General features: G+C 66.6%; 12 protein-coding genes. 7 read left to right on the forward strand and 5 right to left on the reverse strand.

Annotated features, from left to right (window positions below):
* Window positions 1-224 precede the first annotated feature (224 nt).
* Window positions 225-788, forward strand: a complete 564-nt coding sequence (locus QZX93_RS24475; protein ID WP_295390326.1) for a hypothetical protein — start codon at window positions 225-227, stop codon at window positions 786-788.
* A 229-nt stretch (window positions 789-1,017) separates the two neighbouring features.
* On the opposite strand, the gene QZX93_RS24480 is transcribed toward QZX93_RS24475, so the two are convergent.
* The 5 genes from QZX93_RS24480 to QZX93_RS24500 all read right to left on the reverse strand — a co-directional run bounded on the left by QZX93_RS24480 (window position 1,018) and on the right by QZX93_RS24500 (window position 4,709).
* Entirely contained in the window at window positions 1,018-1,548 is a 531-nt protein-coding gene (locus QZX93_RS24480) for a DUF2796 domain-containing protein (RefSeq protein ID WP_295390323.1), read from the reverse strand.
* A complete protein-coding gene (locus QZX93_RS24485) occupies window positions 1,535-2,122 on the reverse strand; it encodes a protein disulfide oxidoreductase (RefSeq protein WP_295390321.1) in 588 nt (195 codons plus the stop codon). The genes QZX93_RS24480 and QZX93_RS24485 overlap by 14 nt, the downstream gene beginning before the upstream one ends.
* A 70-nt stretch (window positions 2,123-2,192) precedes the next feature.
* Complete coding sequence (locus tag QZX93_RS24490) at window positions 2,193-3,611, reverse strand: PhoH family protein (protein WP_295390318.1); 1,419 nt, start codon at window positions 3,609-3,611, stop codon at window positions 2,193-2,195.
* Entirely contained in the window at window positions 3,612-4,076 is a 465-nt protein-coding gene (locus tag QZX93_RS24495) for a peroxiredoxin (protein WP_295390316.1), read from the reverse strand.
* Window positions 4,077-4,169: 93 nt separating this feature from the next.
* Window positions 4,170-4,709, reverse strand: coding sequence for a glycine cleavage system protein R (locus QZX93_RS24500; protein WP_295390313.1), 540 nt, complete (start codon window positions 4,707-4,709; stop codon window positions 4,170-4,172).
* Between the two features lie 490 nt (window positions 4,710-5,199).
* On the opposite strand from QZX93_RS24500, the gene QZX93_RS24505 reads away from it, so the two are divergent.
* From QZX93_RS24505 to miaA, 6 genes are all read left to right on the forward strand, one after another.
* Window positions 5,200-6,942, forward strand: a complete 1,743-nt coding sequence (locus QZX93_RS24505; RefSeq protein ID WP_295390310.1) for a serine/threonine-protein kinase — start codon at window positions 5,200-5,202, stop codon at window positions 6,940-6,942.
* A 16-nt stretch (window positions 6,943-6,958) separates the two neighbouring features.
* Window positions 6,959-7,960, forward strand: coding sequence for a formylglycine-generating enzyme family protein (locus QZX93_RS24510; RefSeq protein ID WP_295390308.1), 1,002 nt, complete (start codon window positions 6,959-6,961; stop codon window positions 7,958-7,960).
* Window positions 7,961-7,977: 17 nt separating this feature from the next.
* Entirely contained in the window at window positions 7,978-9,363 is a 1,386-nt protein-coding gene (gene radA, locus QZX93_RS24515) for a DNA repair protein RadA (protein ID WP_295390305.1), read from the forward strand.
* A 69-nt stretch (window positions 9,364-9,432) separates the two neighbouring features.
* Window positions 9,433-10,644, forward strand: coding sequence for an N-acetylmuramoyl-L-alanine amidase (locus tag QZX93_RS24520; RefSeq protein WP_295390303.1), 1,212 nt, complete (start codon window positions 9,433-9,435; stop codon window positions 10,642-10,644).
* Window positions 10,637-12,514 (forward strand): DNA mismatch repair endonuclease MutL, encoded by a 1,878-nt coding sequence (gene mutL, locus QZX93_RS24525; RefSeq protein ID WP_295390300.1) that lies wholly within the window; start codon window positions 10,637-10,639, stop codon window positions 12,512-12,514. Before QZX93_RS24520 ends, mutL begins: the two co-directional genes overlap by 8 nt.
* Before the next feature lie 285 nt (window positions 12,515-12,799).
* Entirely contained in the window at window positions 12,800-13,711 is a 912-nt protein-coding gene (gene miaA / locus QZX93_RS24530; RefSeq protein WP_295390329.1) for a tRNA (adenosine(37)-N6)-dimethylallyltransferase MiaA, read from the forward strand.
* Window positions 13,712-13,850 lie beyond the last annotated feature (139 nt).

The following is a 13,850-nucleotide window of genomic DNA, read 5'->3' on the forward strand; positions in this document are numbered from 1 at the left end:
CGCAAACCGACTTCAAGCGAAACACAGGTTTATATTGCATCCGGACGCTTGCTTCTTCGGCAGATCTGCAATAATCAAACGCCGTATTTATTAGCCGTTAAGTAAGCCTCTATCTCAAAATGGTTCTTAGACAGCCTCTGACGGCCACTTCCGCCAGTTTGGTACTGTGACCACGGTCCCGGCGATCTAGCGCGACTTGATAGGTGAGAGCGGTTCTTCCCGCGATGCTGGTCCTGTCTTTGTCCTGGACTATCGTGTTGGCCGAAGAGTCGGTGATTGCTTCAACGCGAGCCGGGGGGTGTGAGCTTGCGGTTGAATCAAACGAGCAGTGGCAGACCCTAAGGCTGCGCGCGGTTCATCCGCGCGGTCAGGGTTGTCGGATAGACCAAGACGCCATGGTGTCTGTTCTCAATGCGGCATTCTCAATAGACGCGGCGCCGCGGCTCACCGGGACCTATTCATCGCTATTTATCGGTCGGCTGGTCGACTACCCATGGTTATCGCAGTATCTGGCCACCGCTGCCTACCGGGATGGCGGATGGAATGCCAAGAAAGGGCGGCCGGCGGCCCTGGATATCAATCGCTATGTCGCCCAAGTCTTATTTAATAAAGAGTTGTTGGCGCCAGTGGCGGCAGTGCTGGCCACTGGCGGATACCGGATTACGGGTGTGAGCGTTGAAAAGGTGCTGGTGGGCGGGTTTCGCGAGGTGCCATCATATCAGGGGAAAATGGCCCCTGGACGGGTACCCTATGATGCGCAGGCCTGGTTTAGGCTCGACCATCATTGAACCTAGATCCGGCAGTTGATCACGCCAAGACGCCAAGACGTCAAGAAGAAAAACGAGATGTGCGCAGCATCGGCATCACCCTGCGGGTGACTCGCCGAACGACAATAACGTTTTGGAAAACCTTGGCGAGCTTGGCGCCTTGGCGTGAGAGCCGCTCTTTGTAGGTTGAATGGCGGCTGCGGCGCAGCGCGCCAGACACCGCCGCAGCGGTGTCGCGAGGGTCAAGGTCTCATTTCAACGGCACGAAGTTGACGACTGGATTCTCGCGGGTGAGGATCGCGGCGCCCTGGCCGTCGGCGGTGGTATAACGGACATGGACGCGTTGCAGTGCGTTGAAGCCGCTGAAGATGCCCAGTGCGGCGGAGCTGAATGACTTGGGAAACTGGCAGTTGAAGCGGTAGCTGGCCCCCATGCCGGCCTCGCCCTCGTGTTCGCGCGGGTCGGCGTCGACCTTGGCGTCGTCCAGCACGCAACTGGCCAGTGGGTTGAAGCGCACCAGGGCCTCGCCGTGTTTGAGGTTTTCCTCCGCGACCTTGAGGACCTCGCGGCTTGCCGCGTCAGTCGGCGCACCGCTGAATCCGACCAGGGTCTGGGCGGCGGCGGAGAGTTCGACGGTGACGGTGCTGCCGTCGGCGTGGATGCTCAGGTCCGCGGTGCCCAGCGCGGGGACCGCACCCTGCGCCAGGAGCGGGGCGCCCAGGCTCAGGGCGCAGGCGACGCGGCCCAGCCGCGGTAGGGGGTGGCGTTTAGTTGGGTTCATGCGCGGACAAAGGCTCTTGCTTGGATGAAGTCGGCGCCGCTAGGGGCGCCACGGTCGACCGGCCCGCGGCCCACAAGCGGGCGCGCAGTCCGATCTCGGTGCTGGCGCCCATGGTGGCATAGGCGATCTGCCCGGCGGGGTCGAGTACGAAGCTCGCCGGCACCCCGGCCACGCCCCAGCGGCGGGCCAGCTCGCCGTCGGGGTCCAGGACCACCGGAAAGCTCAGTCCCCGTTCGGCCATGAAGCGGCGGACCTCGGCGGCGCCGCCGGACTGCATGGCCACCGCGAGTACCCGATGGTCGTGCGCGATGGCGTCGATGCCACCGTTGCCGAGCTTGCAGATCGGGCACCAGGTCGCCCAAAAGTGTACCAGGACCGGCCGGCCGCGCAGGTCCTTGAGGTTGATCGTCTGGCCGTCCAGCGTCTCACCCACCAGCGGTGGGGCCGCGCCGGTGGCGAAGGTGCGTGTCTGCCACCATTGGACGCCGACGACGACCGCCAGCACCAGGAGCAGATTGCCGATCCATCCGGTCAGGCGCTTGGTGCGCCGGGGCTGGGGGGCGGGGTCGGTCATGGGGTCGGCCTGAGGGGCGACGCTTGCGGTAGTACAACCGTGGCGATCGGATGCAGGGGGACGTGCTCGCTCACAGGGCCTCGGAGGCAAAGTCCGCCAGCCGCGAGCGCTCCCCGCGCATCAGGGTGATATGGCCGCCGTGGGGCCAGTGTTTGAAGCGGTCGACCACATAGGTGAGACCGGAGCTGGTCTCGGTGAGATAGGGGGTGTCGATCTGGCCGATGTTGCCCAGACAGACCACCTTGGTGCCCGGCCCGGCGCGTGTGATCAGCGTCTTCATCTGCTTGGCGGTGAGGTTCTGGGCCTCGTCCAGAATGATGTATTTATTGAGAAAGGTCCGTCCGCGCATGAAGTTCATCGACTGGATGCGGATGCGGCTCTTCAGCAGGTCATGGGTGGCGGCGCGCGCCCAATCCCCGCCCTCGGGCCGCGCCAGGACCTCCAGGTTGTCCATCAGTGCGCCCATCCAGGGGGTCATCTTCTCCTCCTCGGTGCCGGGCAGGAAGCCGATGTCCTCGCCGACCGGCACCGTGGCCCGGGTCATGATGATCTCTTTGTAGATGGTGCGGTCCAACACCTGGGCCAGACCCGCGGCGAGTGCCAGGAGCGTCTTGCCGGTGCCGGCGGTGCCGAGCAGGCTGACGAAGTCCAGGTCCGGGTCCATCAGCATGTTCAGCGCGAAGTTCTGCTCCCGGTTACGGGCGTTGATTCCCCAGACATTGTGGCGCGGGGTGCGGTAGTCGGTGACCACCTCGATGACCGCCTCGGCCGCGCCGCGCTGTTCGCGGACGATCGCCTCGAAGCGGGTGTCGTCATCGCTGTACAGGCACTCGCTGGGATACCAGTGGGCGACGTCGGGGCCGCCGATGCGATAGAGGGTGCGGCCCTCCTCCTTCCAGGAGTCCATGGACTTGCTGTGTTCCGACCAGAAGGCGTCCGGGAGTTGTTCCACCCCGGTGTAGAGGAGCGCGGCATCGTCCAAGACCTGGTCGTTGGCATAGTCCTCGGCCGCGATGCCGAGTACCGCGGCCTTGATCCGCAGGTTGATGTCCTTGGAGACGATGATGACCTGACGCTCGGGCCGCAGATCGTGCAGGGCGCGGGCGGTGCCGAGGATGTTGTTGTCCGCCCCGCTCCCCGGCAGGGCCTCCGGGAGCTTGAGGTCCATCGGCTGGGTTTGAAAGAACAGGCGCCCGGCGGCGGGTGCGATGAGACCGCCGCCACCGGCGGCGATGGGGCCCAAGGCCAGGCCGGCGTCGATCGCTTCCTTGTCCGCGTTGCACAGCAGTTGGTCGAGGAAGCGACTCACCTGACGGACATTGCGCGCCACCTCGGACAGGCCCTTCTTGCCCTGATCCAACTCCTCCAGGACCACCATCGGCAGAAATACGTCGTGTTCCTTGAAGCGGAAGATGCAGGTGGGGTCGTGCATCAACACATTGGTGTCGAGTACAAAGAGGCAGGTCTTGTCGTGGTCGCGTTTGATCATTTACAGAGCGCGCGCCGCGGCGAGCACCTCATCCACATGCCCCTTCACCTTGACGCCCCGCCACTCCTGGCGCAGCACACCGGTGGAGTCGATCAGGAAGGTACTGCGTTCCACGCCCAGGCTCTCCTTGCCATACATCTTCTTCAGCTTGATCACGTCGAAGGCCCGACACAGGGCCTCGTCGGTGTCGGCGATGAGGTCGAAGGGGAAGCCCTGTTTGGCCTTGAAGTTCTCCTGTGCCTTCAGGCCATCTCGGGAGGCGCCGAGGATGACGGTTTCGGCGGCGGCGAAGGCGTCGGCCGCATCCCGGAAGTCCTGCCCTTCCTGGGTGCAGCCGGGGGTGCTGGCCTTGGGGTAGAAATAGAGCACCAGGTGCTGGCCGCGATAGTCGGAGAGTTTGACGGTGCGATCGCCGGTGGTCTTGAGTTCGAGGTCTGGGACGGCTTCGCCGAGCGTGGTAGGCATGGGTTTATCCTCTGGCTATCGCTTCAACCAACGTACTTTAACAAGTCTCCCTCCCCGATTGGGGGAGGGCGGGGTCGGGCGCGGCCATGGCCGTTACCCCTTGAGCGGCTCGAGCACTGCGTCCAGGTTGAGCCCGTCGCAATAGTCCATGAACTCTTCGCGCAGCCCGGCGATGTGCATGTCGGAGGGGATGCCGACAGTGATGTGTACGGCAAACATGGGGGTGCCGGTGTGGGCGGCGGCATAGGTGCTGGTCGCCATGTCTTCGATGTTGATCGCCCGGTCGGCAAAGAATCCGGCTAGGTTGTTGACGATGCCCGGGTGGTCCATGGAGACCACGTCCACCGCGTAGGGGAGCAGGTTGCGGCCGGTGGCGCGCTCGCCGGTGCGCTTGCTGATGATCGTCATGTTGAGCTGGCGCTGCAGCTCGGGGATGGCGTTCTCGATCTTCGCCAGGGTGTTCCACTTGCCCTCGATCAAGAGCATGACGGCGAACTCCCCGCCGAGCACGGTCATGCGGCTGTCTTCGATGTTGCAGCCCTGCTCCAGGATCGCCTTGGAGAGCAGGTTGACGATGCCGGGGTGGTCCTCGCCCAAGGCGGAGATCACGAGGTAGGTTTTCTGAGTTGCCATGTCCTGTTGCGCTACGATTTGCGGGTTGGAGGATTGCGCGTGAGTGTAACATGGGGGCCGGGGCGCCCGTACAAGAGGGCGAACGGCACGGTCGACGCAGCGTCCATCACGCGCTGTTTGCCTCCCCGCGCAGTTGAACAGGCACCGCATCAGGTGCGCCGCCTGGCGGGGGTCCGCGTTGTCCAGATGCTCCATCTCGCGGGCCATGGACGCCAATGCCTGCATCATCCGCCCCTCGTCGACCCCGGCCGGGAGTTCGGGGCCGCCGTCGGTGTCCCCCGCACTGCGCCCCTTGCCGATGGCAAAAAGGCTCGCCTGGCGGGCCAACTCCGGGCGGTCGCCGCGCGGGCAGGTAGGTCCGGTCCCGGCTACAATGCGGCGGTCTGGGCCGGCCAGTCGGCGTTGCGGGGGCGCGGGGTCATCCCCGTCTTAGGCCCCGGCGCGCGATCAGTCATTTTACGGCATACGTGACCGCAGCGATCGGGGGCAGATGAACGACGAAGCGAACAAGGCGGTGGATGGTAGCCCGTCGCACCTGGCGGACCCCCCTATTCCAGCCGATGCCCCCTGGCCGGAGCGCCGCCCCGAACCGTCCGTGACCGGCTCCACGATGCCCTCTGCCGTTTCCTCCCCAAGATTCACCGCCGATCTGGCCTCCCCCTGCGACATCCCCCCGGGCACCCTGTTGGCCAACACCTACCGGGTCGAACGGCAACTCGGGGGCGGCGGCATGGGCGAGGTCTACCTGGCCCGCCATGCCAAGCTCGGCACCCTGCATGCGGTGAAGGTGATCCGGTCCTTCATGGTGGCCAACCGCCAGGCGATGGACCTCTTTTACCGGGAGGCCAGGGTCCTGCGCGGGGTGCGCCACAATGCCGTGGTGAGTTACGACGGCTTCGTCCAGGACCAGGAGGGTCGCGACTATCTGATCATGGAGTATGCGGACGGCCCCTCGCTCGCGGAGCGGATTCACCAGGGTCCGTTGCCGGTGGACGAGGTCCTGATCCTGCGCGACCGACTCGCCGCTGGGTTGGCGGAGGCCCACCGCCAGGGGGCCGTGCATCGGGACCTCTCTCCGGACAACGTGATCCTGCCGGGCGGTCGAGTCGCCGCCGCCAAGCTGATCGACTTTGGGTTGAGCAAACTCACTGAACCCGGAACGGATAGCATCATCGGATCGTCCTTCGTGGGTAAGCACCTGTTCGCCGCCCCGGAGCAGTTCGGGATGTTCGGCGGCAAGGTGGATGCGCGTTCAGACATCTATAGTCTCGGGCTGGTGCTGGCCGCTGCCGCCCTGGGTCGGCCGCTGAAGATGGGCACGACCTTGGAGGCGGCCGTGCTGACCCGTCAGGGTGCGCCCGATGTGCGCTGGGTGCCGCCGGTTCTGCGGCCCTGGCTGACCGCGATGCTGGAGCCCGATCCGGCACGTCGGCCGGCGAGTCTGGATGACCTCTTGGTGCGCTGGCCGGTCGTCGCCGGGGGGGGGGCTGGTCAAGCGCGCTCCGGCGGGCGGCCCTGGGTCATCGGCGGCGCCGTGCTCCTCGTGGCCGTTGCCGCGGGGTTCGCTGGTTGGTTCTTTTCGCCCAAGAACGCCCAGGACGCCGATGATGGGGCCTACCAGATCGCACTGGGGGCCAGCAGCGAAGCGGGGTATCACACCTATCTGGCCAACTGCGCGGTCAACGGCTGTGGGCACCGGGCGGAGGCACAACAACGCCTGCAGGGTTTGGTGGCGGAGCGCGAGGCCCGGGAGCGCCAGAGCGCGGATGAACGGCAAGCCGACGACGCGCGGGCCTTTGAGGCTGCGCGCAAGGACGCTACCGAGGACGGGTATCGCATCTATCTGGATGACTGTGGGCCGAATGGGTGCGGACACCGGGCGGAGGCAGAGAAGGCGTTGGGGGTGGTCCGTCAGGCCAGCCGGAAGAAGCTGGAACTCCATTTGGCGGCGGCCCAGGGGTTATTGGAAAAACGCAAGATCGCGGCTGCGCTGCGGGCGCTGGATGATGCGAAGACCTGGGATCGCGAAGGGGCGGTGGCTGCCTTCCGGCGGGAGCGGAGCGTCAAACTGCTGGCCGCTGCCCGCGCCTTTCTGGAGCAGGGCCGTACAGACAAGGCCAAGCTGGTCTATGACGATATGAAGCAGTGGGACCCGCAGGCCCCCGAGGTTGCCGATCTGCGGCAGCGGCTGGCAGGTCAAGACAATTCGATCGATGGGCAGTCTAACGAGTAGATGATGAGGGCGAGCGATGACTGTACGTGATTGGGTGCTGGGTTTGATGCTGCCGGGTCTGACGTTGCCGATGGTGAGCGTCGCCGCGGAGCAAGACCCGGAGGTGCGCCGGTTGATGGAGCAGTACGAGCGACAAACCGCGCCGGCCAAGCCGCAGCGCAAGCCCGCGGCATCCAAGCCGCAGCGCAAGTCCGCGGCACCCAAGCCGCAGCGGCCGCCGCTGGCACCCAAGGTCCGTCCGATACCCGCGGTGGAGCGCCACCCGGTTGAGCACCAGTCGGTGGTCGAGCCGGAGATGGTCCTCATCCCCGCCGGTAGCTTCTCCATGGGCTGCCAGCCGGACGAGCAGCAGTGCGGCGACGAGGAGCGGCCCGCCCATCGGGTGCAGGTCGCTGCCTTTGAATTGGGGAAGTACGAAGTGACCTTCGACGAATGGGACGCCTGCCAAGCGGCCGGCGGTTGTAGCCACCGTCCAAGCGATGCGGGATGGGGGCGGGGTCAGCGCCCGGTCATCAATGTCTCTTGGAGCGACGCCCAACAATATGTCAGATGGCTCAGTAGCCAGACCGGCAAGGCCTATCGACTGCCCAGCGAGGCCGAATGGGAGTATGCCGCCCGTGCCGGGACCACGACCGCCTTCAGCACCGGTAATTGCATCAATACCAATCTGGCCAACTGCAACGGTACCGGCGCAGATGATACCGGCTGCGGTGACAACACCGGGGTCTATCTAGGCAAGACTCAGACGGTAGGCCACTATCCCGCCAACCCTTGGGGTCTGTACGACATGCACGGCAACGTCGTTGAATGGGTACAGGATTGTTGGCATGAGGGCTATACGGGTGCCCCGCAGACTGGTTCGGAATGGCGCGATGCGTGCGCAGCCAGTGGGCGGCGCGTGGTGCGCGGGGGTTCCTGGCGCGACGCCCCGTGGCTCCTGCACTCCGCGTTGCGCAACCGGGATGGCGCCAGCGTGCGCAGCCCAGATGCCGGTTTCCGTGTGGCCAGGACGCTTTGAGGAGCGAACCACCACCCATGGCCACCGGACCCCAGAAGCCCCGCGGCGCTTATGTCTGCAATGCCTGCGGGGCGGCGCAGCCGAAATGGAGCGGGCAGTGCGCCGACTGCGGGGCCTGGAACAGTGTGGAAGAGATCGCGCGGCCGATAGCGTCCGCGCACCGCGGCGCCTTCCGCGGCGGCTTTGCCGGCGCGGTCGGCGCGGCCGAGTCCGAGATCCAGTCCCTGGCGGACCTGAAACCTGAGGAGCGGGTGCGCATCGGCACCGGGATCGGCGAACTGGATCGGGTGCTGGGCGGCGGCCTGGTGAACGGCTCGGTGGTGCTGCTGGGCGGCGACCCGGGGATCGGCAAATCGACCCTGTTGCTCCAGGCATGCGAGTCGCTAGGGGCGAGCCAATCGGTGCTCTATGTGACCGGGGAGGAGTCCCCCCAGCAGATCGGCCTGCACGCCCGTCGCTTGGGGGTCACGGGGACCGGCGTGCGGCTGCTGGCGGAGACCTGCGTGGAGCGCGTGCTGGCCTTAGCGGAACGGGAGTCGCCGCGGGTGATGGTGGTGGACTCCATCCAGACGCTCTATACGGATCTCCTGCCCTCGGCCCCGGGCTCGGTCAGTCAGGTGCGGGAGACCGCGGCGCAGTTGGTGCGCTTTGCCAAGCGGGCCGACACGGCGGTCTTTCTGGTGGGGCATGTCACCAAGGAGGGGGCGCTGGCCGGGCCGCGGGTGCTGGAGCACATGGTCGATACGGTGCTCTATTTTGAGGGGGAGGCGGGGAGCCCCTTCCGCCTGGTGCGGGCGATCAAGAACCGCTTCGGGGCGGTGAATGAGTTGGGGGTCTTCCACATGGGCGACCGGGGGCTGCGGGAGGTCAAGAACCCCTCGGCGATCTTCCTCTCGCGCCACGACGAACCGGTGCCTGGCAGTCTGGTGATGGTGACACGCGAGGGCACCCGGCCGATGCTGGTGGAGGTGCAGGCCTTGGTGGATGAGAGCCCGCTCGCCAACCCGCGCCGCGTCGCGCTGGGGCTGGACCAGAATCGGCTGTCGATGCTGCTGGCGGTCCTGCACCGCCACGGTGGGGTGGGGATGTTCAACCAGGATGTGTTCGTCAACGTGGTGGGTGGGGTGCGCATCGGCGAGACGGCGGCCGACCTGCCGGTGGTGTTGGCGGTCCTTTCCAGTTATCGCGACCGGCCCCTGCCGCTGGACCTGATGGCCTTCGGCGAGGTGGGGCTCTCGGGCGAGGTGCGGCCCGTCCCGGCCGGCCCGGATCGGTTGCGGGAGGCGGCCAAACACGGCATCCGCCGGGCCATCGTGCCGGCCGGCAATGTCCCGAAGGAGGGGGTGGAGGGGCTGGACATCCTGGCCGTCAAGACCCTCGCCGCGGCCATTGACGGTGTATGATCCTGAAAACGTGCCTTGACCATGCTATCTTCCGGATCTCATTTGCCTGCTGCCCTGTGGAGCCAAGCCGTGACGCCGCTGCTCGCCATCCTGCTGCCGATCCTGCTGACCTTCCTGCCGTCCGCCGCGGTCGCGGCACCGGCCGCGGTGACTGGCGCGCGCATCGCGCCGGACCCGGATCAGACCCGGCTGGTGCTGGACTTGAGCGGTCCGGTCACCCATCAGATCTTTGTACTGGAAGGGCCGGACCGGGTGGTGGTCGATATCGTGGATACGAAGTTGAGCGGTCAGTTGCCCAAGGCCGCGACGGACGACCCCAATCTGGCTGGGCTGCGCAGCGGGGTCCGGGAGGGCGACGACCTGCGTATCGTGCTCGATCTCAAGCGGCCGGTGCGCGTGAAAAGCTTTCCCCTCGCGCCGGATGGCGATCACGGCCAGCGGCTGGTGGTGGCGCTCATCCCCAAGTCGGGGGCTAAGGCGGCGGCCGGCCGGGCCCGGTCCCGGGGGCGGGCCACCCGCACCCTGGTGGTGGCGATCGACGCCGGTCATGGCGGCGAAGACCCGGGGGCGATCGGCGCTCACGGGACCCGCGAGAAGGACGTGACACTCGCCATCGCCCGGCGCCTAGCCGCCCTGGTGGCCAAGGAGCCGGGGATGCGCCCGCTGATGATCCGCGATAGCGACACCTTTGTACCGTTGCGTGCGCGCATCCGCAAGGCGCGCAAATACGAGGCGGACCTCTTCATCTCCATCCATGCCGACGCCTTCGAGAGCCCGCAGGCGCAGGGCTCATCGGTGTTTACCCTGTCGCGCAGCGGTGCCACCAGCGAGGCAGCCAAGTGGTTGGCCGACAAGGAGAACAGTGCCGACCGCGTGGGCGGAGTGGATCTCGCTGAACGCGACGACCAACTCGCGACGGTGCTCCTGGATATGGTCCAGAACGCCGCACTGGAGCGCAGCGTGCAGGCCGCCGGCGCCGTGCTCAACAATCTGAGCCGGCTCGGCGCTACCCACAAGGGGCGCGTTCAGAAGGCCGGGTTCGTGGTGCTCAAGTCCCCGGATATCCCCTCGATGCTGATCGAGACGGCCTTTATCAGCAATCCGGACGAGGAGGCGCGACTGCGCAACGGCGCCGAACAGCAACGCCTGGCGGCGGCCATCATGACGGGAATCAAGCAATATTTCCACCGCTACCGGGTGCAGAGCGCGGGGCGTCCCGCGAGTGCCGACCCGGATCCGGACGCCGCTGCCGCGCCAGACAGCGGATCGGGCAATGGCTGAATCATTGACGCACCTAACCGACCCCAGTGTGCCCGTGGCGGAGGTGCGCGTCCAAGCGATCCGTGTTCTTCCCAGTCATTTGGTCAATCAGATTGCCGCTGGGGAGGTGGTGGAGCGCCCGGCCGCGGTGGCCAAGGAACTGATCGAAAACAGCCTGGATGCCGGTGCGACCGCCATTGAGATCGAGGTGGAGCAGGGCGGCAGCAAGCGCCTGCGGGTGCGTGACGACGGGCGCGGCATCCCGCCCGGCCAGCTCGCCCTGGCCCTGGCCCGGCACGCCACCAGCAAGCTCGGGGTCCTGACCGAACTGGAGGCGGTGGAGACGCTCGGTTTTCGCGGGGAGGCCCTGCCGAGTATTGCCTCGGTGAGCCGCCTGACCCTGACCTCCCGGGCGGCGGGGGAGGGCGCCGGCCATGAGCTGACAGTGGGGCCGGATGGCCTCCCGGGGGAGTTGCGACCCGCCGCGCACCCGCCCGGGACCACCGTGGATGTGCGCGATCTGTTCTACAACACCCCGGCGCGGCGCAAGTTTCTGCGTACGGATAAGACCGAATTCGGGCACCTGGAGCAGGTGGTGCGGCGCATCGCCCTGGCCCGCCCCGAGGTGGGGGTGCGCCTGCGCCATAACGGTCGGGCGGTGTTGGACCTGGTCCCGGCGGGGGCCGACCCGGTGCGCATCCGCGCGCGCCTGGACGCCCTGCTCGGCGCGGGCTTTGGCGAGCAGGCCCTGTGGTTGGATGAACAGGCGGTGGCCCTGCGCCTGTCCGGCTGGGTGTTGCGCCCGGCCTTCTCCCGCGGGCAGGCGGACCAGCAGTTTTTCTATGTCAACGGGCGCATGGTGCGCGACAAACTGGTGACCCATGCGGTGCGCCAGGCCTTCAGCGATGTGCTCCACCAGGCCCGACACCCGGCGTATGTACTCTTTCTGGAGCTCCCGCCGCGCTTGGTGGACGTGAATGTACACCCGACCAAGCAGGAGGTGCGCTTCCGCGAGGGGCGTCAGGTTCACGATTTCATCTTCAGCGTGCTTAAACGCCGGCTGGCCGCCGGGAGCCTGGGTACGGCGGAGCCGACTCCGGCCTCCTTCCAGTCGCCTTTACTGGCGCCGACCCCAACGGTGCCGGAACCGCACGCGTCCAGGTCCGGCCCGCCGCCGCAGACCGGTCGTCTGGGGCTGGGTATCGGAGACCGTTCGGCTGGTTTGTATTGCGCCGCGCTCAACTTTCAGCGCCCAGCGGCACCCGGCGCAGTGGCGGCGCAGCCCGATGACCGGGGGTCGGCGGTCGAGGCCCCGCTGGGTTTCGCCCTGGGACAATTGAGCGGCATCTATCTGCTGGCCCAGAACGCCCAGGGCCTGATCATCGTCGACATCCATGCCGCCCACGAGCGTATCGGTTACGAGCAACTCAAGGCGGCCTGGAGTGCCGGGCGCATCATCAGTCAGCCACTGTTGGTGCCGGTCTCGCTGCAGGTGAGCCCGCGCGAGGCGGACCTGTTGGAGGCCCAGCGGGAGACCCTCGCGGGGCTGGGCCTGGTGGTCGACCGGCTGGCGCTGGGGACCCTGGCGGTGCGTGAGGTCCCGGCACTGCTGCGAGATGCCGATGCGGAGCGCCTGGTGCGCGACCTGCTCTCCGATCTGGCGGTGCATGGGGCGTCCGAACGGGTGAGCGAGGAGGTCAATCGCGTGCTGTCCACCATGGCCTGTCACGGGGCGGTGCGGGCCAACCGACGCCTCACCCTGGATGAGATGAACGCACTGTTGCGCGCCATGGAACAGGTGGAGCGGGCCGACCAATGCAACCACGGCCGGCCGACCTGGGTCCAGTTGAGCCAGACGGAGCTCGATCGGTTGTTCTCGCGGGGCCGCTAGCCGCAGCACGCCAGCCGGTCATTTTCCAATCACCTCAGAAAGGATCTGTGTTACGCCAAGGCGCCAAGCTCGCCAAGGTGTTTCAGTGCGTTATCAGCGTTTGGCCAGCCATCTGGCGACTGATCTGGAGGTTGAGTCTACCCAATTATTTTTCTTGGCGAGCTTGGCGCCTTGGCGTGAGCCATTGCCGGATTTCAGATGATAGATCGATCGTCCAGAGGTTTTCAGTCTTCAGGTTTGGACACCGGGCCGGCCGCGGCCCCCCGCCCGCTGGCCATCTTGCTGATGGGCCCCACCGCGGGCGGTAAGACCGCGCTGGCGCTCGAACTGGTGCGGCGCCTGCCGTGCGCGATCGTCAGCGTGGATTCGGCCATGATCTACCGGGGCATGGACATCGGCACCGCCAAGCCGGGTGCGGCGGTGCTTGAGCAAGCGCCCCATCGGCTGATCGATATCCTGGAGCCCAGCGAGTCGTATTCGACCGCCAGCTTCCGCTCAGACGCCCTGTCCGCCATGGCCGAGATCACCGCCGCGGGCCGCATCCCCTTGTTGGTAGGCGGCACCATGCTGTATTTCCGGGGCCTGCAACAGGGGCTGGCGCCATTGCCCCAGGCCGACCCGGAGGTCCGTGAGGGCCTGCTCAATGAGGGCTCCCGCCTGGGCTGGCCGGCGATGCATGCCCGCTTGGCCGCGCTCGATCCGGCGACTGCCGCCCTGGTCCACCCCCATGACCCCCAGCGCATCCAACGCGCGCTCGAGGTCCACGCCATTACCGGCGAGCCCATGAGCGCGCTGATCCGACGCGCCCCGGCGGCGGGTGGCGAACTGCCCTATCGGTTGCTCAAGCTGGTGCGGGCGCCGGCCGACCGGCAGACCCTGCATGAGCGCATCGCGCAACGCTTCCACGGGATGCTGGATGCCGGTCTGATCGCGGAGGTGCAGGCGCTATGGGCGCGCGGCGATCTGAGGGCGGACCTGCCATCCATGCGCTGCGTGGGCTATCGCCAGGTCTTGCAGTTCATCCAAGGGGACTACGGCCGCGATGAACTGCGCTACCGCGGTATCGTCGCCACCCGGCAACTGGCGAAACGGCAATTCACCTGGCTACGCGCCGAGTCCGGTGGTTATTGGTTGACCGACGATGCGGACGCGCTCCCGCGGGCCTTGGCGCTGATTGCGGCCGAGCGAAACGGTTAAGAGGCTGTCTAGGAACCATTTCGCGATAGAGGATCACTTGACGGCTAATAAATACGGCGTTTGATTATCGCAGATCTGCCGAAGAAGCAAGCGTCCGGATGCAATATACACCTGTGTTTCGCTTGAAGTCGGTTTGCGC

The sequence above is a fragment of the uncultured Thiodictyon sp. genome (assembly GCF_903946935.1).
In the GTDB taxonomy this organism is placed as follows: domain Bacteria; phylum Pseudomonadota; class Gammaproteobacteria; order Chromatiales; family Chromatiaceae; genus Thiodictyon.

Coding starts and splice junctions, on each gene's coding strand:
- QZX93_RS24500 (WP_295390313.1), bottom strand. CDS start 4,709: ATGGCAACTCAGAAAACCTACCTCGTGATCTCCGCCTTGGGCGAGGAC.
- QZX93_RS24510 (WP_295390308.1), top strand. CDS start 6,959: ATGACTGTACGTGATTGGGTGCTGGGTTTGATGCTGCCGGGTCTGACG.
- QZX93_RS24495 (WP_295390316.1), bottom strand. CDS start 4,076: ATGCCTACCACGCTCGGCGAAGCCGTCCCAGACCTCGAACTCAAGACC.
- QZX93_RS24485 (WP_295390321.1), bottom strand. CDS start 2,122: ATGACCGACCCCGCCCCCCAGCCCCGGCGCACCAAGCGCCTGACCGGA.
- QZX93_RS24505 (WP_295390310.1), top strand. CDS start 5,200: ATGAACGACGAAGCGAACAAGGCGGTGGATGGTAGCCCGTCGCACCTG.
- QZX93_RS24480 (WP_295390323.1), bottom strand. CDS start 1,548: ATGAACCCAACTAAACGCCACCCCCTACCGCGGCTGGGCCGCGTCGCC.
- miaA (WP_295390329.1), top strand. CDS start 12,800: ATGGGCCCCACCGCGGGCGGTAAGACCGCGCTGGCGCTCGAACTGGTG.
- QZX93_RS24475 (WP_295390326.1), top strand. CDS start 225: ATGCTGGTCCTGTCTTTGTCCTGGACTATCGTGTTGGCCGAAGAGTCG.
- mutL (WP_295390300.1), top strand. CDS start 10,637: ATGGCTGAATCATTGACGCACCTAACCGACCCCAGTGTGCCCGTGGCG.
- radA (WP_295390305.1), top strand. CDS start 7,978: ATGGCCACCGGACCCCAGAAGCCCCGCGGCGCTTATGTCTGCAATGCC.
- QZX93_RS24490 (WP_295390318.1), bottom strand. CDS start 3,611: ATGATCAAACGCGACCACGACAAGACCTGCCTCTTTGTACTCGACACC.